Raw genomic sequence first — 20,282 nt, forward strand, 5'->3', positions numbered from 1 at the left:
TTGCGCGCAACAGAGTGGCACAAGTGTGCGGTTGTGTGGTGTGCGGGTTGTCGTCAGGCCACCATCAGGACCGTCCTCGCGTCAGCTCTTCCTGCTCGACGAGCTCGACTTCTTGACCGGGTTGGAGTCCGAGTCCGCATCCGAGTCCGAGTCCGCATCCGAGTCCGAGTCCGCATCCGAGTTCGAAACCGCGGCCTTGGTCTTGGCCGAGCTCGAGCCGGCGCTTGCGCTCGCGCTCGCGCTGGAGCCGGCCTTCTTGCCCTCGTTCGCCTCGGTCACCGCCGCGACGGCCTCCTTGGCCGCGGACTTGGCGTCCTTCACCAGGTCGTCGGCGTCCGGCGTCTTGTCGCCCGCCAGGCCCGCGCCGTTGTAGTCGAGGGTGACGACCACGTTCTCGACCCGCGCGACGACCGTCTGCTGCTTGAAGGAACCCTCGTCCTTCTTCAGGTCGTAGCGCACCAGCGTCGCCTCGTCGCCCGTCCCCGTCACCGGCTCCGACTCGACGTTCTTCGCGCCGTCGGCCGCCTTGGCCTCGGCGACCTTCTTCTCGTACTGCTCATGGGCCCGCTCGTCGCCCGCACCGCGCGCCTGGTCCGACTGCAGCAGCAGCAACGAGACGCTCAGCCAGCGGTACTGAGAGCCCTTCACCCCGTTGTTGTCGAGGCTCGTCCAACGGCAGTCGCCGCTGACGTTCGCCTCGCCGTCGTTGATGGCCTTCCCCGACTTCGTGCCCTCCGGGACCAGGTCCTTGAGGGTCTCCTTCGAGAACACCGAGCAGGCGTCGGGCAGTTCGGCGTACGCGGCGGCCCGCACGGCGCTCTCCGACGGCGAGGCGGACGCCGACGCCGAGGCGCCCGGCTTCTGCTGCTGCGTCGCGTCACCGCCGGATCCGGAGGCGGAGTCGGAGTCCGAGGAGCAGGCGGCGGCCATGAGCAGCACGGGGACGGCGGCTGCACCCACGAGGAGACGGCGTCCACGCCCGCTTCCACCGGCCTGTCCGGCTCGCTGCTGGTGCTGGTTGCGCTGTGCTGATCGGTGCATGGTTCCTTCACTCATGACGCTCATGAACGTTCGCGGTTCCTGCTGTCGGACGGTCCGACTGTCGGACCGGGGCGGGTCCGAGGGGCCACGGTACGCGTTGGGGAAGGAGAGCGGCTGTGGTTCGTATGGTTCGCCGGGCGGTGACGACGACCGCCGGAGGCGGTCAGTCGTCGAGCGAATCCGCCAGCCGTTCCGCCAGTTTCCGTGCGCTGTCCTGCATTTCCTCGCTGTCCGGGACGTCCGTCGTGGTCGTCGGCTGCTCCGCGTACTCGATCGTGACGATGACGTTGGACGTGCGGAACACCACAGTCACGGTGCGCTGCCGGGCCGTGCCCAGCTCGTCGTTCAGGAAGGCGTCGTCGGCGAGGTCGTCGAGGATGCGCGGCTGGAGGTCGGACGGGGTCGCGGTCGCCTCGGCGGACCCCGAGGCGGACTGCGAGGAGGAGCTGGAGGGGGTCGTCGTGTCGTCCGAGGACCCGTCGTCCCCGCTCTTCCCGCTCTGCTCGGGCTCCGCGTCGGACGAGCTCTTCTCGTCGTCCGTGTTGTCCGTGCCGTCCTGGGCGTCCGCGCTCTCCGTGCCCTCCGTGCCCTCCGCGCTCTCGTCGGCCTCCTCGCTCCCGCTCCCCGTCGCCGAGGGCTCCGGGAGGTCGGCCGCCTCGACCCTGTCCGTGTAGATCGTCTCGGCCTCGGTGTCGTCGCTGACCGTGTTGTCGTACGACACCACACGCTCGAAGTCGACGAGGAGGCGGTCCGTCGCGCTTCTCGACTCCACCTTCCACCGGCAGCCCACCCGGCGGTCGGTGTCGTACGTGAGCGTCGCCTCGCCCTCGTACGCCGTCTCGCGCTGCTCCACGTCCGGGATCTGCTGGATGCCCGGCAGGAGCGCGTCGAGGGAGTCGTGGCTCACGGCGCCGCAGGCTTCCGGGAGGGTGCGGTAGCGGCCCGGCTCGGCGGCGGCCGCGGCGGTGCCGGTGTCGCCGGGGCGGTTGTCGGTGGCGCCGCCCGGGTCGTCCGTGCCGGTGCAGCCGGCCAGCAGCGCCGCGAGGAGCACGGCGACACCGGGTACGTACGCCTTCGGCTGCACTGGGGCTCCTCTCGACAGGCCGCCTGACGGGCCGCGGCGCGGTCCCGGTGGAGGCGGTCTCCTGGGTCTCCTGGGGTTTATTCGCTTGCCGCACCAGCGCGGTCGCTGAACACAATGTGTATCGCACGCACTGCCGTGGACGCCGGTCCCCTATCCCTTTCGTCGACCTTGGCGCCGGTTTTGCGCATTACCGCTTCTGTTGCTTTTTCGGGGGAACGAGGGCGATATGTCGTACGTCGAGGTGCCGGGCGCGCAGGTGCCGATTCGGATGTGGACCGACCCGGCGTCGGTCGAGGACGTCGCGATGCAGCAGCTGCGGAATGTGGCGACGCTTCCGTGGATCAAGGGCCTGGCCGTCATGCCGGACGTCCATTACGGGAAGGGCGCCACGGTGGGTTCCGTCATCGCGATGCGGGGAGCGGTCTGCCCGGCGGCGGTGGGCGTGGACATCGGGTGCGGGATGTCGGCGGTGAAGACGTCCCTGACCGCGAACGACCTGCCGGGTGACCTCTCCCGGCTGCGCTCGAAGATCGAGCAGGTGATCCCGGTGGGCCGGGGCATGCACGACTCCCCGGTCGACCCGGGCCGGCTGCACGGGTTCGCCACGGCGGGGTGGGACGACTTCTGGGGCCGGTTCGACGGGGTCGCCAAAGCGGTCAGATTCCGTCACGACCGGGCGGAGAAGCAGATGGGAACGCTCGGAAGCGGAAACCACTTCGTCGAGTTCTGCCTGGACGAGACCGGTTCCGTCTGGCTCATGCTGCACTCCGGTTCCCGGAACATCGGCAAGGAGCTGGCCGAGCATCACATCGGTGTCGCCCAGAAGCTCCCGCACAACCAGGGGCTGATCGACCGCGACCTGGCGGTCTTCGTCGCGGACACGCCGCAGATGGCCGCGTACGAGAACGACCTCTACTGGGCGCAGGAGTACGCGCGGCACAACCGGTCGATCATGATGGCGCTCTTCAAGGACGTGGTCCGCAAGGAGTTCAAGAAGGCCCGGGTCACCTTCGAGCCCGAGGTGAGCTGCCACCACAACTACGTGAGCCGTGAGCGTTACGAGGGCATGGACCTGCTCGTCACGCGCAAGGGGGCGATCAGCGCCAAGGCCGGGGAGTACGGCATCATCCCGGGCTCGATGGGCACCGGCTCGTACATCGTCAAGGGCCTCGGCAACGAGAAGTCCTTCAACTCCGCCTCGCACGGGGCGGGCCGCCGCATGAGCCGCAACGCCGCCAAGCGCCGCTTCTCGACGAAGGACCTGGAGGAGCAGACGCGGGGCGTGGAGTGCCGCAAGGACTCCGGCGTCGTGGACGAGATCCCCGGCGCGTACAAGCCGATCGAGCAGGTCATCGACCAGCAGCGGGATCTGGTCCAGGTGGTGGCCAGGCTGAAGCAGGTCATCTGTGTGAAGGGCTGACGTCGGCGCAGGCACCGGCGCAGGCACCGGCGCCGGTGCCTGCGCCGGTCAGAAGCGGTACGTGTCCCCCGTGTCCAGCGCCAGGACGTGCTGGTGATCGTTCCGATGGTTGCGGTCGATCGCGCCGCCGGCCCAGGCCGTGCCGATCTCCAGCAGGACCTCGGAAGGCGCGCCCTTCAGCCGTACCCGCAGGCGGATCACCTCGTCGAGCCCGTCCGCCGCGAGTGCGCCCGTCCCGCACACCACCGTCCACGCGTCCGAACGCGCGCAGCGGCGCGGCAGCGCCTGCCGGTCGGCCAGGGGCTCCGACCAGCGCAGCCGTACGGTGGCGTCGTCGACGGAGGACGGGCCGTGGTTACGTACGGCGAGCCGTACGTCGGCGCGGCCCGCGTGCAGGACGACGTGGCCGTGGTGGGCGAGATCGGCGTCGGGCGCGGGCCTGTCCGCCGCGAGGGCGGTCGCGCCGCCCATGAGTACCGCGCCCGCCGTGAGCGCGCCGAGGATGCGCATGACGCCGACTCCTTGCCGCAGTGCCTGAGTGCATCGCCATACATGCCACCCGGCGGTGGGGCCCAGGCGCCGCCCATCAGGTGAGGCCGGGCGCCGGACGGGCGGCGGGGGAGCGTGGCAGGCTGCCCGTATGGTGATCGTCCGTTCCGTCGTCCTGTTCGTCCTCGCCGCGCTGTTCGAGATCGGCGGGGCCTGGCTGGTGTGGCAGGGCGTGCGGGAGCACCGAGGCTGGCTGTGGATCGGCGCGGGTGTGCTCGCGCTCGGCGCGTACGGGTTCGTGGCGACGTTCCAGCCCGACGCGAACTTCGGGCGCATCCTCGCCGCGTACGGCGGTGTGTTCGTCGCGGGATCACTGGTCTGGGGCATGGTCGCGGACGGCTACCGGCCCGACCGCTGGGACGTGACCGGCGCGCTGATCTGCCTGGCGGGGATGGCGCTGATCATGTACGCGCCCCGCGGCGGCAACTGAGGCGCACCTATCCTGGCGGGACCCCGGCACAGCGGCAGCGCGCCGCACCAGTACGGCAATCCAGTACGGCTACGGCAATCCAGTACGGCACCGAGGAGTTACGTCCATGACCGCCCCCGCCACCCCCTCCGCCGCCTCCCGCATCGCCGTCGTCACCGGCGCGAGCAGTGGCATCGGTGCCGCGACGGCCCGGCAGCTGGCCGCGGCCGGCTACCGCGTCGTGCTGACCGCCCGCCGCAAGGACCGCATCGAGGCACTGGCGGAGGAGATCGATGCGGCGGGCCACTCGGCCGCGGCGTACGCCCTGGACGTGACGGACCGCGCGGCGGTCGACGAGTTCGCCACGGCGTTCCGGACGATCGGCGTGCTGGTGAACAACGCGGGCGGCGCGCTCGGCACCGACCCGGTCGCGACGGGCGACCCGCAGGACTGGCGCACGATGTACGAGACCAACGTCATCGGCACCCTCAACCTCACCCAGGCACTGCTCCCGGCGCTCACCGCGAGCGGCGACGGCACGGTGGTCGTGGTGTCCTCCACGGCGGGCCACGGCACGTACGAGGGCGGCGCGGGGTACGTCGCCGCCAAGCACGCGGAGCACGTCCTCGCCGAGACGCTGCGGCTGGAGATCGTGGGGCAGCCGGTCCGCGTCATCGAGATCGCGCCGGGCATGGTGAAGACGGAGGAGTTCTCGCTGACCCGGTTCCGCGGGGACGAGGAGCGGGCCGCCAAGGTCTACGAGGGGGTCGCCGAGCCGCTGAGCGCGGACGACGTGGCGGACACCATCACCTGGGCGGTCACCCGGCCCAGCCACGTCAACGTGGACCTGCTCGTCGTCCGCCCGCGCGCGCAGGCGTCGAACACCAAGGTGCACCGGGAGCTCTGAACCCCCGGCGGTATCAGCGCACGGCCTGGGCGTACGCCGTCGGCGGCACCCCCACGGTGGCGGTGAAGTCGCGGACCAGGTGGGCCTGGTCCGCGTAGCCGAGGTCGACGGCGAGGGCGGCCCAGTCCACGGCGCGGTCGGTCTCGGCGCGCTCCAGGGCCTCGTGGATGCGGTACCGCAGGATCACCCACTTGGGGCCCACGCCGACGTACTCGGCGAAGAGGCGCTGGAGGGCCCGCGCCGACAGTCCCTGCTCGCGGGCGAAGTCGCCGACGCGGCGGATGGCGCGGTCGGTGCGGATGCGGTCCACGAGGGCCATGGCGAGGTCGGCCTGCGGGTCGGGCCGCGGGCCGAGTCCCAGCAGGAAGGTGTCGAGGGCGGCCACGCGCGCGTCCTCGTCCTCGGGGTCGAGGAGGGCCCGGGCAGCCGAGGTCTCGGAGAGGGCAGCCGAGGTCACGGCGAGCGCCGTCCGGGACAGCGGTACGCGCCGGCCCGTCCAGTCCGAGACCGGTCGGTCCGGTGCGAAGGGCCGGAAGCCGCCGGGGCGGAACTGGATGCCGCACACCCGGCCGCGCCCCTCCAGTTTCTGGGCGAACAGGCCGAGGCCGATCCCGGTGACCTCCGCGAGATTCCGGTCCCCGTACCGCTGGAAGACGATGTTCACGGACGGGTGGGGGACGACGTGGGAGACGTACGGCTCCGTGAGGTCCCAGTCGATCAGCCAGTAGTGCTCCAGGTACGGGCGCAGCGGCTCGGCCGGTTCACGGCGGTGGAAGCGGACCCGGGCGAAGAGCTCCGCGGCGTCGACGATGCCTCGGGTGTCACGGCGTGGGGCGGCCATGGGGGAAGCGTAGGCACGGGGGCCGAGTAGCGGGCGGCGAGCAGCGGGGAGCGGAACAGCAGGAGCGGAACAGCGGGGGACGGAATAGCGAGGGCGGAGCAGCCGTTCAGGGGTATAGTTGAATCGTAAACAACCTGGAGGGTGGCAGCCATGATGCAGTTCGGGATCTTCAGCGTCGGGGACGTCACGCCCGACCCGACCACGGGCCGGACGCCGACCGAGCGCGAGCGCATCAAGGCGATGGTCGCGATCGCGCTGAAGGCCGAGGAGGTCGGCCTGGACGTCTTCGCGACCGGTGAGCACCACAACCCGCCGTTCGTGCCGTCCTCCCCGACCACGATGCTCGGCTACATAGCCGCCCGCACCGAGCGGCTGATCCTGTCCACCGCGACCACGCTGATCACCACCAACGACCCGGTGAAGATCGCCGAGGACTACGCGATGCTCCAGCACCTGGCCGACGGGCGCGTCGACCTGACGATGGGGCGCGGCAACACGGGCCCGGTCTATCCGTGGTTCGGGCAGGACATCCGGCAGGGCATCAACCTCGCCATCGAGAACTACGCCCTGCTGCGCCGGCTGTGGACCGAGAAGGTGGTGAACTGGGAGGGCAGGTTCCGCTCCCCGCTCCAGGGCTTCACCGCCACGCCCGCCCCGATGGACGGCGTCCCGCCGTTCGTCTGGCACGGCTCGATCCGCTCCCCGGAGATCGCCGAACAGGCCGCGTACTACGGCGACGGCTTCTTCCACAACAACATCTTCTGGCCGGCCGACCACACCAAGCGGATGGTCGAGCTGTACCGCACCCGGTACGCGCACTACGGCCACGGCACGCCCGAGCAGGCGATCGTCGGGCTCGGCGGCCAGGTGTTCATGCGGAAGAACTCGCAGGACGCGGTGCGCGAGTTCCGGCCCTACTTCGACGTCGCGCCGGTGTACGGGCACGGGCCGTCGCTGGAGGAGTTCACCGCGCAGACCCCGCTGACGGTCGGCTCGCCGCAGCAGGTCATCGAGAAGACGCTGAGCTTCCGCGAGTACGCCGGTGACTACCAGCGCCAGCTGTTCCTGATGGACCACGCGGGCCTGCCGCTGAAGACCGTGCTGGAGCAGCTCGACATCCTCGGCGAGGAGGTCGTGCCGGTGCTGCGCGAGGAGTTCGCGAAGGGGCGCCCGGCGAACGTGCCGGACGCGCCCACGCACGGGTCGCGGGTCGCCGCGGCCAGGGAGAAGGAGACCACGGACTCGGGCCGGGAGGTGCGTACCGCATGAAGCTCGTCGTCGTCTCGGCGGGGCTGAGCGTGCCCTCGTCCACCCGGCTGCTGGCCGACCGGCTGGCCGCCGCGACCACCGCACGCGTCCCCGCCGACGCCGGCCTCCAGGTCGTGGAACTGCGCGACCTGGCCGTCGAGATCGCACACAACTTCACCAACGGCTTCCCGGGCCCGAACCTGGCCCCCGCGCTGGACGCCGTGCGGGCGGCGGACGGTCTGATCGTGGTCACGCCGGTGTTCTCCGCCTCCTACAGCGGGCTGTTCAAGTCGTTCTTCGACGTGCTCGACAAGGACGCCCTGATCGGCAAGCCGGTGCTCCTCGCGGCCACCGGCGGCTCCGCCCGGCACTCGCTGGTCCTGGAGCACGCGCTGCGCCCGCTGTTCGCGTACCTGCGGGCGACGACCGTCCCCACAGCCGTCTACGCGGCCTCGGAGGACTGGGGCGCGGAGGGGCTCGCCGAGCGGATCGAACGGGCGGCCGGGGAGCTCGCGGGGCTGCTGGGCGGCCACCGGGGCGCGTCCGTGTCCGAGGCGGGGCCCGCGGCCGGGACCCCGCACGAGCCGGAGACGCCGGCCACGCCCGGGTACGGGGACGACATAGCGCCGGCGCCCGGGCCGGGAGCAGCGTCCGCTCACGGGTCGGGCCTTCCGCCCGTGGTCCCCTTCGAGCAGCAGCTCGCGGCGCTGAGGCCGTGACGGTTCAGACCGGCCGGCTCGCGGCGCCGCCGCGCCACGCCCGCACCCGGCGCCGTACCAGCCGGGTGCGGCGCCGGAGCCAGGCCCTCGCACGGGCCCTCTCGCGCACCCACCCCCGGCGGCGGCGGGTGGCGCGCAGCTCCGCGAAGAGCAGTTCGTAGCGGGCGAGGATCGGGGCGGGGTCGTAGCGGTGGGTGCTCCGCAGGGCCGCCTCGCCCATCGCCCGCCGGGTCCCGCCGTCCGCGATCAGCTCCAGCATCGCGTCGGCGAGGGCGCCGGCGTCGCCGACGGGGACGAGACGGCCGTCGACGCCGTCCGTGATGATCTCGGCGGGCCCGAGCGGGCAGTCCGTGCTGACGACGGGCACCCCGCAGCGCATCGCCTCCACCAGCGTCATCCCGAACGACTCCGCGTCCGAGGCGCTGACCACCAGCGACGCCTGAGCGAACTCCGTCTCGATCGGGGTGCGCGGCCCCATCAGGCGGGCCCGGCCGGTCAGGCCCATGCCCTCGATCAGGCCCTCCAGGCGTTCCTTCTGCCTGCCGCCGCCGTAGATGCGCAGCTCCCAGTCCGGCTCCTTCGCCGCGACCCGGGCGAACGCCTCCAGCAGCAGGTCGAAACGCTTGCCGCGGGCCAGCCGGCCGGCCGCGGCGATCACGGGGGCGGTGAGGCCGGACGGGGGCACGCCGACCGCGGGCACGATGTTCGGCACCGACAGCACCCGTACCCCCGGCAGCGTCATCCGCGCCCGGTACACCCGGGCGTCCGCCTCGGTCGTCGTCACCACCGCGTCCAGGGCGCGGTAGTGCCGGGCGAGCACCTTGCGCAGCCGCTCGTCGTGCGCGTCGTGGCGCAGGTGCTCCTGGCCGATGCGCAGCGCGCGGCGGGGCGCGAAGCGGGCGACGTACACGTTGAGGCCGGGCCGGGTGCCGATGACGACGTCCGCGCGGCAGGCGGACAGATAGGCGCGGACCCGCAGGTCGGTGAGGCGGCTGTACTGGTGGTGGCGCTTGTCCTCGGCGGGGAAGTCGACGGCCGGCCGGCCGTACGCGGGATCGGCCGTGTCCGCGCTGCCCGGCCGCAGATCCACCATGGGGACGAGCCCGATCCGCGGGTCGACGGCGAAGCGCGGCACGTCCCGGTGCCGCGCCATCGACACGATCTCCACGTCGTGCCGGTCCGCCAGCGCCGACGCCAGGTTGAGCGTGGTGCGGACGGTGCCGCCGATGGCGTACGCGTTGTGCAGCAGGAACACGATCCTCATGCGCCGGGCCTTCGCCGGGGCACGCCGACCGTCGGTCGGGCCGGTCCTCGGGTGGTGCGTCGTATGCGGTGGGCTCGTATGCGGTGGGGTCGTATGCGGTGGGGTCGTACGCGGTGAGGCGGTGGTCCGCTCCGGCTCGTCGTCGTGCGGTGCGCCGTTCGTCGGCTCCTCGGGCTGCATACGGGTCGCGTACCCGTCCTGCCCGCTCCAGTGCCTGCGCTTCATACGACCCCTTCGGCCTTCCGGCGTAACCTCGGTCCCGGCCGCCCGGCCGTACGATCGCTCGGCCGTACGACCCGGCATACCGGACACGGTGGCGCGGCGGGGTGAGCACCTCGCCCGGAACCGGTGAGAGAGGGGTAAGAAGCCCGCTCCCGCCCGTCTCCGCCAAGTGGTTCGGGGCCGGCGTCTTGGCAGACTGGTGAGGTGCCCCAGACTGTGCTGCTCGCCGAGGACGACCGCGCCATCCGACATGCCCTGGAACGCGCGTTGACCTTGGAGGGTTACGAGGTCACGGCCGTGGCCGACGGTGTGGAGGCGCTCGCCCGGGCCCACCGGACGCCGCCCGACGTGCTCGTCCTGGATGTGATGATGCCGGGCATCGACGGGCTCCAGGTATGCCGCGCCCTGCGGGCCGAAGGAAACCGGACACCGATCCTGATGCTCACCGCGCTCGTGGAGACGGCCGACCGGATCGCCGGTCTGGACGCCGGAGCGGACGACTACGTGGTCAAGCCGTTCGACGTGGAGGAGGTGTTCGCCCGTCTGAGGGCTCTGCTGCGCCGAACGGGCAACCCGGACGCCCCCTGGCCCTCCGGTGACGCGCCCCGGCCGCCGTCGGGTGAGGTGTCCCGGCGGTCTTCGGGTGACGTGCCCCGGCGGTCGCCCGGTGACGCGGGCGGGGGCGGCCTCCTCACCGCGGCGGGAGTGCGCATGGACACCCACGCCCGGCGGGCCTGGCGCGGGACGCGGGAACTGGAGCTGACCCGGACCGAGTTCGACCTCCTCGAACTGCTCGTCCGCCATGCCGGGATCGTCCTCGACCACACCACGATCTATGACCGGATCTGGGGCTACGACTTCGGCCCCGGATCCAAGAACCTCGCCGTCTACGTGGGCTATCTGCGGCGCAAGCTCGATGAGCCGGGGGCACCGGCGCTGATCCACACGGTGCGCGGCGTGGGGTACGTGCTGAGGGAGGACTGAGTGCGGCTGGGCCGGCGGCCCCGGATCTCCTCCCTCCGGGCCACCTTCACGGTGTCCTTCGCCGCCGTCGCGGCCGTCGTGACCGTGCTCGTCGGCTCCATCGGCTACAGCGCGGCGGCCCGCCTGGTCCGGGTCGACGAGCAGACCGTGTTCGCCGGTGTGGTGCACGACCTGCGCCGGCAGGTACGGGAGGAGGAGCTCGGCCCCGCCGACTACACCTCCTCCGACCTGGGCGGACCACGTGACGAGCTGATGGGCACGGGCCGTACGGTCGTCCAGGTGCTCGGCCCCGGCGGTGAGGTCGTCGAGGAGGGCAGCCCGGCCCTGCCCGTGCGCTCCATGGACCGCCGTACGTCCGTCGCCGTGGTCGCGGGCCGGGTGGCCCAGCACGACGAGGTGGCCCACGGCGACGATCTCTACCGGGTGGCCACCGTGTCCCTCGGCGACGGGCGGGGGGCCGTCCAGGTGGCGCAGGAGTTCAGCGACACGGAGGACCTGCTGAGGGAGCTCCAGCAGCGCACCGTGCTCCTGGTCTCGGCGGTCGTCGTGTCGGCCGGACTGTTCGGCTGGTGGCTGGGCCGTCGCCTCACCCGGCGCCTGGTGCGGCTCGCCGGTGCGGCGGAGGACGTCGCCCGCACCGGGCAGCTCGCCATCCAGGTGCCCGTCACCGGCCGCGACGAGGTGGCCCGCCTCGGCCGCTCCTTCGACCGGATGCTGCTCCGCCTCGCCCGGTCGGAGGAGGACCAGCGCCGGCTGGTCCAGGACGCGGGCCACGAACTGCGCACCCCGCTCACCTCCCTGCGCACCAACATCTCGCTGCTGCGCCGCATCGACCGGTTCCCCGCCTCCGTCCGCGAGGAACTGGTCGCCGACCTGGCCGAGGAGGCCCGCGAACTGACCGACCTGGTGAACGAGCTGGTGGACCTGGCGGCCGGCCAGTCCGGCACCGAGCCCGTGCAGCGGGTCGACCTCGCCGATCTGGCGGTGGACGTGGCGGCCCACGCCCGCCGCCGGACCGGCCGGGAGATCGTGCTGCGGGCGTCCGGGGACACCACGGTGCGGGGCCGGGCGGGCGCGCTGCAGCGGGCGGTGTCGAACCTGGTGGAGAACGCGGCGAAGTTCGATCGCGGGGGGTCCGGGACGATAGAGATCGTGGTGACGGGGGTGGGAACGGGAGCGGGAGCGAGGGAGGGGGCAGGGGCTGGGCCGGTGACGGGCATCGCGGACGGCCCGCCGAATGACAGCAGTGGCACCGGAAGCGGGACCGGGACAGGGGCCGGAACGGGGACCGCGACCGTCCGCGTCGAGGTGCGCGACCGGGGTCCCGGCCTCGCCGAGGATGACCTGACCCGTGTCTTCGACCGTTTCTACCGCGCCACCACCGCCCGCAGCCTGCCCGGTTCGGGCCTGGGCCTGTCGATCGTGCGGGAGGTCGCCGAGGCGCACGGGGGCGCGCCCTTCGCCGAGCGGCGCGACGGAGGGGGAGCGATCATCGGGTTCACGGTGCGGGCGGAGGCGGTGGGACCGGGGCCGTGACCGGGGCCGTGACCGGGGACGGTGTTCTGCGCCGGTACCGGTACAGGGCGCGCCCCTCGGCCCGGTACCACTGGTGCGCCATCACCACCGCCGCCGCGATCTCGACCAGGTCCCCGCCGTAGTACATGAGCTGCGACGCCAGGTGCAGGTCCGCCGCCGTGTACGCCGTGCCGGGCGGACCGGCGGCCCACAGACTCCTGGCGAGTACGGAGTGGGCCGCGGCGGCGGCGAGGAGGGTCCCGGCGCGCAGCGGGAGCCCGGGGCGGTGCCGCAGCGGGTCCAGGGCCAGCACCGAGAACGCGAACAGCGTCCCGGCGGTGAAGAGGTGCGCGTACAGCAACGGACTGTGGTGCACGCCGGCCGGCAGCGGGGCCCGGTACAGCAGCCACAGCCCGCCGACGTCGATGACGGCCGCGACCGGCGGGAGGACGAGGAAGCGCACCGCCCCCGTGCCCGTCAGCGCCACCAGCCCGCGCCGCACCGCGACGGGTACGGTCCGCAGGGCCAGTGTGACCGGCCGGGCCAGCACGACCAGGAGCGGGGCCACCATGCCCGCGCCGAGGTGCGCGACCGTGTGCGCGGTGAACGGGGGCAGGTACGACCCCCAGGGCACCGCGACCGAGCAGACCAGCACGGCCCCGCCCAGCCAGCAGACGGCGTCCCGGCCCCGTGCCCACGTGTCACCGCGCCGCCGCAGCAGGCCGGCGGCGTACGTGTACAGCGCGCAGCACAGGGCGGCGGAGACGGCGACGGCGGCGACGGCGGCGGTCATGGCCGGGCGCCGCCCGCGTGGGCTTTCGCCCGGGCGCGGCGCGCCCGCAGCCACAGTGCCGCCCCGGCGGCCAGGAACAGTACGGCGATTACGTTCCAGGTCCAGTCGTACGGCGCCGGATCGACGCCGTAACGGATCTGGTGCAGGCGCAGCACCTTGTGCTGGATCGTCCCGTCGTACAGCTGGAAGCCGCCGATGCCGAGGCACACGCCCGACCACCAGGCCGGCCGCAGCAGACCGCCGCGGCGCCGCAGGTCGGCGTAGAGGAACAGTCCCGCCACCGTCGCCAGCCAGCTGCCCGCGTGGAAGAAGCCGTCCGAGACCAGGCCCACGTCGGAGGTCGACCTGTCGTAGAAGTGATGCCAGTGCAGCAGCTGGTGGAAGACGGTCTCGTCCACGAACGCCGCCACCCCGAGCCCGACCAGCAGACCGCCGACCAGCGAACGGCCGCTCAGCGGTCCGCCGGCACCAGGGGGTGAGGGGGGCATCGAGGACTCCAAGGCGGTCGGCGGGGCGGTACCGGCCGGGCGGGGCCGACGTGGTCAGGGCCGCCGCCGAGTACCCCCGCTTCCGGCGCGGAAACGACGTCAGGCGGGGTAAGCGTGCGTCTGGGCGGCCTTGACCGTGGCCCAGACGGTCGCTCCGGGGCGGAGACCCAGTTCGGCCGCGGCGACCGTGGTCAGATCGGCGGCCAGGGGCAGGTCGCCGGTCAGCGCGGTGCGGATCTGGTCGCCGTGGGTCTCCAGGCCGGTGACCTCGCAGCGCCAGAGGTTGCGGGCGCTGGACCCGGTGGGGCGGTCCCGGTGGAGGGTGACCGCGCCGGGCGGGAAGGCGACGAAGACCGGGCCGGTGAGGTCCTCGCTCGTCGTGATCGAGGCGCCGCCGTCGACGTGGACCGTGTGGCCCTCGGCCCGGCCCCGGTACAGGTTGAGGCCGACCAGGTGGGCGATGTAGTCGGTGCGGGGGCGGCGGGCGATGTCGGAGGGGGTGCCCTCCTGGACGGCGCGGCCGTTCTCGACGACGACGAGACGGTCGGCCAGCACCATGGCGTCCAGCGGGTCGTGTGTGACGAGGACGGCGACCGCCTCGAACTCGGCCAGGTGGTGGCGGAGCTGGGCGCGGACGTCGAGGCGGGTCCGGGCGTCCAGGGCGGCCAGCGGCTCGTCGAGGAGGAGCAGGCGCGGGTGGGTGGCCAGGGCGCGGGCGAGGGCGACGCGCTGGGCCTGGCCGCCGGAGAGGCGGCGGGGCTTGGCGCCGGCGTGGTCGGTGAGTCCCATGCGCTCCAGCCACGCGGCGGCCTGGGCACGCGCCTCCGCCTTGGTCGCGCCGTGGCAGCGGGGGCCGAAGGCGACGTTGTCCAGAGCGGACAGATGGGGGAAGAGCAGGTAGTCCTGGAAGACGACGCCGACCGGGCGGGACTCCGGCGGCGTACGGTCCAGCTCCGCGCCGTCGAGGCGGAGATGGCCGTCGGTGAGCGGGACGAGTCCGGCGAGGGCGCGCAGGGCGGTCGTCTTGCCGGCGCCGTTGGGGCCGAGGAGCGCCACGACGTCACCCGGCGCCGCGGTCAGGGCCACGTCGAGGCGGAAGGCGCCGCGCTCGACGACCAGCCGTGCGTCGAGCCCCTCACCGGTCGGGGCGGGGGCACCGGCTCTGTTCCGCGTGGACTTCCCGGCGTCGTTCACGAGGCGGTCATCCAGCGGTCGCGCAGCCCGGCCAGCACCGCGATCGACACGGCCAGCAGGACCAGGCCGAGGGCGATGGCGGTCTCCGGGTCGTTCTGGAGGGCGAGGTAGACGGCGAGGGGCATGGTCTGGGTACGGCCGGGGAAGTTGCCGGCGAAGGTGATCGTCGCGCCGAACTCGCCGAGCGCCCGCGCCCACGCCAGTACGGCACCGGCCGCGATGCCGGGGGCGATGAGCGGCAGGGTGACCCGGCGGAACGCGGTGAAGCGGGAGGCGCCCAGCGTCGTGGCCGCCTCCTCGTAACGGCGGTCGGCCGCGCGCAGCGTGCCCTCCACGCTGATGACCAGGAACGGCATCGCCACGAACGTCTCGGCGATCACGACTCCGGTCATGGTGAACGGCAGCGTGATCCCGAACCAGGAGTCCAGCCACTGCCCGACGACCCCGTTGCGGCCCAGCGCCATCAGCAGGGCCACGCCGCCGACCACCGGGGGCAGCACCAGCGGCAGGGTGACCAGCGCCCGGACCAGGCCGCGCCCCGGGAACTCGACCCGGGCCAGCAGCCAGGCCAGCGGCACCCCGAGCACCAGACTCACCGCGGTCGCCGCCGTCGCGCAGACCAGGGACAGCCGCAGCGCCTGCCAGACCTCGGCACTGGTCAGCAGGTCGGGCATGCTGCGCCAGGGGGCCCGGACCAGCAGGGCGACGAGCGGGAGGACCAGGAACGCCAGGGCGACCAGCGCGGGCAGGAGGAGGGGGAGCGGGGCACCGCCGCGGACGCGGTGTCGCCGGTCCCCACGCGCGCGAAGGCCCGTGCGGGAGCCCGTACGAAGGCCCGCGCGGGAGCCCGTACGGGGGTCGGTCCTGCCCGGCGGCGGGGACGTCACGGCTTGCGGAACCCGGCCTCGGTGAGGACCTCCTGGCCTTCGGCGGACCGCACCAGTTCGACGAACGCCTTCGCCGCGTCGGCGTTCCGCGCGTCCTTCAGCAGGGCGATGGGGTAGTCGTTGACGGCGTCGGCGGCCTCGGGGAAGTCCACGCCCTCCACCTTGTCACCCGCCGCCTCCACATCGGTCTTGTAGACGACCGCGGCGTCGGCCTCCTTCAGCACCACCTTGTTGAGGGCGGACTTGACGTCCTGCTCGTAGGAGACCGGTGTGAGCTCGATGCCGCCGGCCTCGAGGGCCTTCCGAGCGGCGGCACCGCACGGCACCTCCTCGGCGCACAGCACGACCTTCAGACCGGACTCGGTGAGGTCCTTCAGGGAGGAGATGCCGTCCGGGTTGCCCGGCAGGGTGGCGATCTCCAGCTGGTTGCGCACGAAGGTGGCGGGCGTGCCGGCGGCGTCCCCCGCGTCGGTGACGACCTGCATCGTCCCGGGGCTGGCCGAGGCGAACACATCGGCCGGCGCGCCACCGGTGATGCTCGCGGCGAGGGTGTCGCTGCCGCCGAAGCTGAAGGTGACCTTCGTACCCGGGTGGGCCTTCTCGAACTCCTCGCCCAGCGTCGTGAAGCTCTCCTTCAGCGAGGCGGCGGCGAAGACGGTCACCTCGCCGGACAGCTCGTCCGAGGAGCCGGACGACGAGCCGGACGAGGAGCCGGACGAGGAGTCGTCGGAGCCGGAGGAGGAACAGGCGCTCAGGGCCAGCAGCGCGGCGGCGCCCGCACCGGTCACCTGAAGCGTCCGGCGGGTCCGACGCGCGGAACGGGTCATCACGGGTTGGCTCCCTCTGGCGCTACGAGTGCACACGTCGATGATTCTGACGCAACTGCGAGGGAAAAGTCTCCTGGATCATCGCATCAGCGTGCTGTTCCGCTCCGCGTCTTGGCATGTGCGTTCGCACGGGAGGGAACGACCGTGGAGGCGGCTCCGCTCACACGCGGTCGATGTGCACGTTCGTCGACTTCACCCGGGCGGTGGCCTCCATGCCGACCTCCAGTCCCAGTTCCTCCACGGCCTCCCGCGTGAGCAGCGACACCAGCCGGTGCGGGCCGGCCTGGATCTCCACCTGTGCGGCGACATCGCCGAGCTTGACCGCGATGACGATGCCGGGGAAGGCGTTGCGGACCGACGTGTAAGAGACGTCCTCCTCACCGCTCCCGCCCTTGGCGAGCTCCACGGAGAAGGCGGCCAGGTCCTTCCCGTCGATGAGCCGCCTCCCGCCCTCGTCGCGATGGGTGGCCACCCGGCCCGCGTCCGCCCACCGCCGCGCGGTGTCCGGACTCACGCCGAGCAGCCGTGCCGCCTGGCCGATCGTGTATGACTGCATGCGCGCCAAGATAGGTCAGTGACGGCAGCGGGCGAGAGCGGGCGGGGACGTCGGGAGCCAGGTCAGGGCCACACCAGGCAGTACGGCTGATGCCCCGCCTCGTGCAGCCGGTGACTGAAGTCCTGCCACTCGTGGAGCAGTTGGTACACGTTGAACGCGTCGCGGGGGCCGCCGCGGTCCGGGACCGTGGACCAGATGAAGGCCGCCGCGCCGACCGCCTCCTCGCCGATGCCGCGGAGCGGGTCGACGACCGTCATGGGGAGCTTCACGACCGCGTAGTCGGGGTGGAGGACCACCAGTTCCAGCGGGGGCACCTTGTGCAGCGGCACGCCTTCGATGCCGGTCAGCACCATGGCCGCCATCGTCTCCGGCTTGATCTTGGTGAACATGCCGTTCATGCCGAGCTCGTCGCCGCCGAGTTCCTCGGGCCGCATCGAGATCGGGACGCGGGCCGCCGTCGCGCCGTCCGGCGCGCCGAAGTACTTGTACGTCACCCCCACCCGACCACCATTCCTGCTCCCTGCCCGGAGCCGGTCGGCGATGCGGTCCGCCGGGTCGATGCGGTCGACACGGTCCGCTCGGCCCCTCCGGTCCGCCCGTCCCTTCCGGCCCGCGCGGTTGGTCCTGCCGGTCTGATCCATACGGTCCATACCGTCCATACGGCCCGCAAGGTCGATTCGCTCAGGATCAGTGCCGCCCTGCTGCGGAGCGGCGGGATGCGGCGGTGCCGGAGGCACGGGACCCGACGGTACCGAGGAGCCCTGCGGGGCCACGGGGCCCTGCGGAGCCACGGAGCCCTGCGGGGCCACGGGGCCCTGGGGGAACGGTGCGCCCTGGGAACCTGACGAGGGGAGGGGACCTGACGATGTCTGAGGGCCCGGCGATGCCTGAGGACCGGGCGATCCGGGCGATGCCTGAGGACCGGGGGATGTCTGCGGACCCGGCGATTTCTGCCGCGCCTCGCCCCGTGTCTCGGTCGATTCCTCCGCCTCGCGCCGGTGCCTTCCCCGCCGGGCACGCCGCGGACCGAGGTCATCGGTCCCCTCGCCCAGTCCGCCACCGCGATGCATATCTCCACCCGACTGCTTTTCTAGGAGGCGTGGCCCCCGCTGCGCAACCCGATCATCGTGTCAGTTGACCTCCCCCGCGGTCACGCGCCGAAACGTGCGTGGAAACACCAGTCCGCGGGATTCCCCAAGCCTCTGACACCATGGCTTGTGTGAGCTATCCGTTCGATGCCCCAGTTTCGCAGAATCTCTTCGAGCGCGCGGCGGCCGTGACGCCCGGCGGCGTGAACTCTCCGGTGCGCGCCTTCGGCGCCGTGGGCGGTACGCCCCGGTTCATGGTGTCCGGTACCGGTCCCTATCTGACCGACGCCGACGGCCGCGAGTACGTCGACCTCGTGTGCTCGTGGGGACCCATGATCCTCGGGCACACCCACCCGGAGGTCGTCGCGGCCGTGCAGGAGGCCGTCGCACGCGGCACCTCCTTCGGTACGCCCGCCGAGGGCGAGGTCGCGCTCGCCGAGGAGATGGTCGCCCGCGTCGAGCCCCTCGACCGGGTGCGGCTCGTTTCGAGCGGTACCGAGGCCACCATGTCCGCCATCCGGCTGGCCCGCGGGTTCACCCGGCGGTCCAAGGTGATCAAGTTCGCCGGGTGCTACCACGGGCACGTCGACGCGCTGCTCGCGTCGGCCGGCAGCGGGGTCGCGACCTTCGCGCTGCCCGACACCCCGGGCGTCACCGGTGCCCAGGCCGGCGACACCATCGTGCTGCCGTACAACGACCTCGACGCCGTGCACGCCGCCTTCGCCGCCCACCCCGGCGAGATCGCCTGCGTCATCACCGAGGCCTCGCCCGGCAACATGGGCGTCGTACCGCCGCTGCCCGGCTTCAACCAGGGGCTGAAGGACGCCTGCGCCGCGAACGGCGCGCTCTACATCTCCGACGAGGTCATGACGGGCTTCCGGACCAGCCGCGCCGGGTGGTTCGGGGTCGACGGGGTGCGCCCCGACCTGATGACCTTCGGCAAGGTGATGGGCGGCGGCTTCCCGGCCGCGGCCTTCGGCGGCCGTGCCGACGTGATGGCCCACCTCGCGCCCGCCGGTCCCGTCTACCAGGCCGGCACGCTCTCCGGGAACCCGGTCGCGACCGCCGCCGGCCTCACCCAGCTGCGGCTGCTGGACGACGCGGCGTACACCAAGCTCGACGCCGTCTCCCAGCAGATCCAGGCGCTGGTCTCGGAGGCGCTCACCAAGGAGGGCGTGGCGCACACGCTGCAGACGGCCTCCAACATGTTCTCCGTCTTCTTCACCGACCGCCCGGTGCGCAACTACGACGACGCCAAGGCGCAGGACACCTTCCGCTTCAACGCCTTCTTCCACTCGATGCTGTCGCAGGGCGTCTACCTGCCGCCGTCGTCGTTCGAGGTGTGGTTCGTGTCCACCGCGCACGACGAGCGCGCGGTCCAGCGGATCGCCGACGCCCTCCCGGCGGCGGCGCGGGCAGCGGCGGAGGCCACGGCAGCATGAGTGACGTCACCGTCGTCCACCTGATGCGGCACGGAGAGGTCGCCAACCCCGACGGCATCCTCTACGGCCGCCTGCCCGGCTACCACCTCTCCGACCTCGGTCGCCGTATGGCCGACCGGGTCGCCGAGCACCTGTCCTCCCGGGACGTCACATACGTCGCGGCGTCCCCGCTGGAGCGAGCCCAGGAGACGGCGACCCCGATCGCCAAGGCGCACGGTCTCGACCTCGCGACCGACGAGCGGCTGATCGAGGCCGACAACGTCTTCCAGGGCAAGACCTTCGGCGTCGGCGACGGCGCGCTGCGGCGGCCCGGGAACTGGAAGCACCTGACCAACCCGTTCCGCCCGTCCTGGGGCGAGCCCTACGCCGACCAGGTCATACGGATGATGGCCGCGCTGGACGCGGCGAAGGACGCGGCCCGGGGGCACGAGGCCGTCGTGGTCAGCCACCAGCTGCCGATCTGGATCGTGCGGTCGCACGTCGAGCGCCGGCGGCTGTGGCACGACCCGCGCAGGCGGCAGTGCACGCTCGCGTCGCTGACCACGTTCACGTACCAGGACGACAAGATCGTGTCCGTGGGGTACAGCGAGCCCGCCCGTGATCTGGTGCCGGCGCATCTGCTGGCGGGGGCGAAGCCGGTGAAGGGGAAGGACAAGGCCTTCGGAGCGTGAGCGCTCCGCTGGGTCGGGTGGGGGCGCGGTAGGGGTGCCGGGTTGATGTTGTAGGGCGGCTGCGGGTTTGTTGTGGTTGCTCGCGCAGTTCCCCGCGCCCCTAAGGGGCTGCGCCCCCTTACCGGGCATGCGC

At 72.6% G+C, this 20,282-nt stretch carries 21 protein-coding genes; 9 read left to right on the forward strand and 12 right to left on the reverse strand.

From position 1 onward, the window contains the following. Nucleotides 1-81: 81 nt before the first annotated feature. Both IE242_RS18845 and IE242_RS18850 read right to left on the reverse strand, forming a co-directional pair. Nucleotides 82-1,041 (reverse strand): hypothetical protein, encoded by a 960-nt coding sequence (locus IE242_RS18845; protein ID WP_229859179.1) that lies wholly within the window; start codon nucleotides 1,039-1,041, stop codon nucleotides 82-84. 163 nt (nucleotides 1,042-1,204) lie between these two features. Continuing rightward, nucleotides 1,205-2,125 carry a DUF3558 domain-containing protein gene (locus tag IE242_RS18850; RefSeq protein WP_189860760.1) on the reverse strand — a complete coding sequence of 307 codons (921 nt, stop codon included), beginning with the start codon at nucleotides 2,123-2,125 and terminating at the stop codon, nucleotides 1,205-1,207. Nucleotides 2,126-2,351: 226 nt separating this feature from the next. Here IE242_RS18850 and IE242_RS18855 point away from each other — a divergent pair, with 226 nt between their 5' ends. Continuing rightward, on the forward strand, nucleotides 2,352-3,545 hold the full coding sequence (locus tag IE242_RS18855) for an RtcB family protein (protein ID WP_189860762.1): 1,194 nt from the start codon (nucleotides 2,352-2,354) through the stop codon (nucleotides 3,543-3,545). Nucleotides 3,546-3,593: 48 nt separating this feature from the next. Here the strand turns inward: IE242_RS18855 and IE242_RS18860 are convergent, their stop codons facing one another. Next, on the reverse strand, nucleotides 3,594-4,055 hold the full coding sequence (locus IE242_RS18860) for a hypothetical protein (RefSeq protein ID WP_189860764.1): 462 nt from the start codon (nucleotides 4,053-4,055) through the stop codon (nucleotides 3,594-3,596). Between the two features lie 130 nt (nucleotides 4,056-4,185). Between IE242_RS18860 and IE242_RS18865 the strand changes: the two genes are divergently transcribed. After that, nucleotides 4,186-4,524: a YnfA family protein gene (locus IE242_RS18865; protein ID WP_189860766.1), complete on the forward strand. Its 339-nt coding sequence runs from the start codon at nucleotides 4,186-4,188 to the stop codon at nucleotides 4,522-4,524. Between the two features lie 106 nt (nucleotides 4,525-4,630). Then, complete coding sequence (locus tag IE242_RS18870; protein ID WP_189860768.1) at nucleotides 4,631-5,410, forward strand: SDR family NAD(P)-dependent oxidoreductase; 780 nt, start codon at nucleotides 4,631-4,633, stop codon at nucleotides 5,408-5,410. 13 nt (nucleotides 5,411-5,423) lie between these two features. On the opposite strand, the gene IE242_RS18875 is transcribed toward IE242_RS18870, so the two are convergent. Then, nucleotides 5,424-6,251 (reverse strand): helix-turn-helix domain-containing protein, encoded by an 828-nt coding sequence (locus tag IE242_RS18875; RefSeq protein WP_189860770.1) that lies wholly within the window; start codon nucleotides 6,249-6,251, stop codon nucleotides 5,424-5,426. Nucleotides 6,252-6,404: 153 nt separating this feature from the next. Between IE242_RS18875 and IE242_RS18880 the strand changes: the two genes are divergently transcribed. Then, nucleotides 6,405-7,520: an LLM class flavin-dependent oxidoreductase gene (locus tag IE242_RS18880; RefSeq protein WP_189861245.1), complete on the forward strand. Its 1,116-nt coding sequence runs from the start codon at nucleotides 6,405-6,407 to the stop codon at nucleotides 7,518-7,520. Then, nucleotides 7,517-8,218 carry an FMN reductase gene (locus tag IE242_RS18885; protein ID WP_189860771.1) on the forward strand — a complete coding sequence of 234 codons (702 nt, stop codon included), beginning with the start codon at nucleotides 7,517-7,519 and terminating at the stop codon, nucleotides 8,216-8,218. The genes IE242_RS18880 and IE242_RS18885 overlap by 4 nt, the downstream gene beginning before the upstream one ends. A gap of 4 nt (nucleotides 8,219-8,222) precedes the next feature. Here IE242_RS18885 and IE242_RS18890 read toward each other — a convergent pair whose 3' ends face one another. Continuing rightward, complete coding sequence (locus IE242_RS18890; RefSeq protein WP_189860773.1) at nucleotides 8,223-9,482, reverse strand: glycosyltransferase family 4 protein; 1,260 nt, start codon at nucleotides 9,480-9,482, stop codon at nucleotides 8,223-8,225. A 426-nt stretch (nucleotides 9,483-9,908) separates the two neighbouring features. Here IE242_RS18890 and IE242_RS18895 point away from each other — a divergent pair, with 426 nt between their 5' ends. Continuing rightward, the gene (locus tag IE242_RS18895; protein ID WP_189860775.1) at nucleotides 9,909-10,688 is read left to right on the forward strand and encodes a response regulator transcription factor; all 780 of its coding nucleotides are present in this window, start codon (nucleotides 9,909-9,911) and stop codon (nucleotides 10,686-10,688) included. Continuing rightward, nucleotides 10,689-12,224, forward strand: coding sequence for a sensor histidine kinase (locus IE242_RS18900; protein WP_189860777.1), 1,536 nt, complete (start codon nucleotides 10,689-10,691; stop codon nucleotides 12,222-12,224). It begins immediately after the preceding gene. On the opposite strand, the gene IE242_RS18905 is transcribed toward IE242_RS18900, so the two are convergent. The 7 genes from IE242_RS18905 to IE242_RS18935 form a co-directional block, all read right to left on the reverse strand. Further along, nucleotides 12,187-12,996 carry a cytochrome c oxidase assembly protein gene (locus tag IE242_RS18905; protein ID WP_189860779.1) on the reverse strand — a complete coding sequence of 270 codons (810 nt, stop codon included), beginning with the start codon at nucleotides 12,994-12,996 and terminating at the stop codon, nucleotides 12,187-12,189. The genes IE242_RS18900 and IE242_RS18905 overlap by 38 nt on opposite strands. Next, on the reverse strand, nucleotides 12,993-13,484 hold the full coding sequence (locus tag IE242_RS18910; RefSeq protein WP_189860781.1) for a DUF2243 domain-containing protein: 492 nt from the start codon (nucleotides 13,482-13,484) through the stop codon (nucleotides 12,993-12,995). Before IE242_RS18910 ends, IE242_RS18905 begins: the two co-directional genes overlap by 4 nt. A 99-nt stretch (nucleotides 13,485-13,583) precedes the next feature. After that, on the reverse strand, nucleotides 13,584-14,678 hold the full coding sequence (locus tag IE242_RS18915; protein ID WP_189860782.1) for an ABC transporter ATP-binding protein: 1,095 nt from the start codon (nucleotides 14,676-14,678) through the stop codon (nucleotides 13,584-13,586). Continuing rightward, the gene (gene modB, locus IE242_RS18920; protein ID WP_189860790.1) at nucleotides 14,675-15,565 is read right to left on the reverse strand and encodes a molybdate ABC transporter permease subunit; all 891 of its coding nucleotides are present in this window, start codon (nucleotides 15,563-15,565) and stop codon (nucleotides 14,675-14,677) included. Before modB ends, IE242_RS18915 begins: the two co-directional genes overlap by 4 nt. Continuing rightward, the gene (modA, locus tag IE242_RS18925) at nucleotides 15,562-16,392 is read right to left on the reverse strand and encodes a molybdate ABC transporter substrate-binding protein (RefSeq protein ID WP_189860792.1); all 831 of its coding nucleotides are present in this window, start codon (nucleotides 16,390-16,392) and stop codon (nucleotides 15,562-15,564) included. Before modA ends, modB begins: the two co-directional genes overlap by 4 nt. Before the next feature lie 160 nt (nucleotides 16,393-16,552). After that, a complete protein-coding gene (locus tag IE242_RS18930; RefSeq protein ID WP_189860794.1) occupies nucleotides 16,553-16,948 on the reverse strand; it encodes a TOBE domain-containing protein in 396 nt (131 codons plus the stop codon). 62 nt (nucleotides 16,949-17,010) lie between these two features. Then, nucleotides 17,011-17,448, reverse strand: coding sequence for a hypothetical protein (locus IE242_RS18935; protein WP_003974483.1), 438 nt, complete (start codon nucleotides 17,446-17,448; stop codon nucleotides 17,011-17,013). Between the two features lie 710 nt (nucleotides 17,449-18,158). On the opposite strand from IE242_RS18935, the gene hemL reads away from it, so the two are divergent. Together hemL and IE242_RS18945 are read left to right on the forward strand one after the other, a co-directional pair. Further along, entirely contained in the window at nucleotides 18,159-19,478 is a 1,320-nt protein-coding gene (gene hemL, locus IE242_RS18940; RefSeq protein ID WP_189860796.1) for a glutamate-1-semialdehyde 2,1-aminomutase, read from the forward strand. After that, entirely contained in the window at nucleotides 19,475-20,149 is a 675-nt protein-coding gene (locus IE242_RS18945) for a histidine phosphatase family protein (protein ID WP_189860798.1), read from the forward strand. The genes hemL and IE242_RS18945 overlap by 4 nt, the downstream gene beginning before the upstream one ends. Nucleotides 20,150-20,282: the final 133 nt, after the last annotated feature.

This window comes from Streptomyces poonensis (genome assembly GCF_014650915.1).
GTDB lineage: Bacteria > Actinomycetota > Actinomycetes > Streptomycetales > Streptomycetaceae > Streptomyces > Streptomyces poonensis.